At 68.6% G+C, this 1361-nt stretch carries 2 protein-coding genes; both read right to left on the bottom strand.

Annotated elements, in window-relative coordinates; translation table 11 throughout:
* Positions 1 to 544: peptidoglycan-binding domain-containing protein (locus tag B2284_RS02600; protein ID WP_286697145.1), on the bottom strand; the 544-nt coding region annotated here is incomplete at its 3' end.
* Between the two features lie 383 nt (positions 545 to 927).
* The coding region (locus B2284_RS02595; RefSeq protein WP_286697144.1) for a C40 family peptidase at positions 928 to 1361 on the bottom strand (434 nt) is incomplete at its 5' end.

Genomic DNA, 1361 nt, shown 5'->3' with positions numbered 1-1361 from the left:
CGAGGCCGTGCGAGCGCTGGAACGTCACGACCGCCGACTCGGTGAGCGACCCGAACACGCCGTCGACGTTCACCCCGAGCTTCGACTGGATGGCGCGCACGAGCGGGCCCGAGTCGCCGCGTCGGACGACGTCGCCGGCGCTCGGCTGTGCGGACGACGCGTCGAGCGCCGCCCACGTACGGGGGCCGACGACGCCGTCGACGTCGAGGCCGTTGGCGCGCTGGAAGTCCTTGACGGCCGCTGTCGTGACGGGGCCGTACCAGCCGTCGACGACGAGAGCGAGGCGAGCCTGCAGGGTCTTGACGGCCTCGCCGCGCGAGTCGAAAGTCAGCACGGGCGAGATGGTGGGAGCGGGCGCCGGCGCCGGCGTCTCCTGCGCCGCGAAAGCCGGGGCAGCCATCACAGCCGCTCCGGCGACGGGCAGCGTCGCGCCCACGCCGAGCGCGAGGGCGGATCGGGAGCCGCGGGCTGCGGCAGCACCGACGCGCGCGGACTCGACGCGGCCGTGGCGCGTGGCAAGGTGCTTGGGCAAGTACTTCGTCATGGCGGTTCGCTCCGTCGTCGAAGAGCGCCAGTCGACTCGCAGTGGGCGCTCGTGCTCACGTGTCGCACGGGGGTGCGACATGTCGAGGATGCACGAGCCGAACGTCGCCGCAAAGCACCCCGAAAATCACATGCATGTCGTTCTGGCACCCCGTGATCTTCCCGTGATCACGCGGCTGACGGGCACTTTCGGCATGGTTCCGGGGAGCACGAAACGAACATCCTTTCGAGCCTCGAAAAAATGTTCGACGAAATATTCATCATTCAGTTTTGTCCACGATGTGGGACGGCGCTCGGTCCGTCGTCCGCGTCAGCTTCCCCACTGTCGGTACGACCGGATCCGAGCGCCATCCCCTGCCATCGCGGCAGTCTCGACGCCGTCTTTCAGCGCAGCACGCGCGCGTAGCTCGACGGCTTGCCGTAGATCGCGCGAACACCCACGGTGGAACCTGGGTGCGGTGCGTCGATCATCATGCCGTCGCCGAGATAGATGGCGACGTGATACGCCGGGTAGCTGTAGAACAGCAGGTCACCCGGCTGCGGGTTCGTCGTGCTCGGGAAGTACGCCTGCTGCTGCGCGGAGACGCGCGGCATCGTGATGCCGTACTGCTTGAACACGTACGAGACGAAGCCGGAGCAGTCGAAGCCCGACGGCGTCGAACCGCCCCACACGTACGGCACACCCTGGAACGTCTTGGCGTACGCGATGATCTGCGCGGCCGTCGCGGACGGAGCAGGCGTCGTCGGCGTCGTCGGCACCGTGGGAGGCGTCGCCGGCGTCGTGGGCACCGTGGGAGGAGTCGGCGTCGTGGGAGTCG

Origin of the sequence: Dermacoccus sp. UBA1591, from assembly GCF_002322065.1 — a bacterium.
GTDB classification, from domain to species: domain Bacteria; phylum Actinomycetota; class Actinomycetes; order Actinomycetales; family Dermatophilaceae; genus Dermacoccus; species Dermacoccus nishinomiyaensis.
The sequence above is the reverse complement of the archived record's forward strand: the minus strand, read 5'-3'. Positions and strand labels throughout refer to the sequence as shown.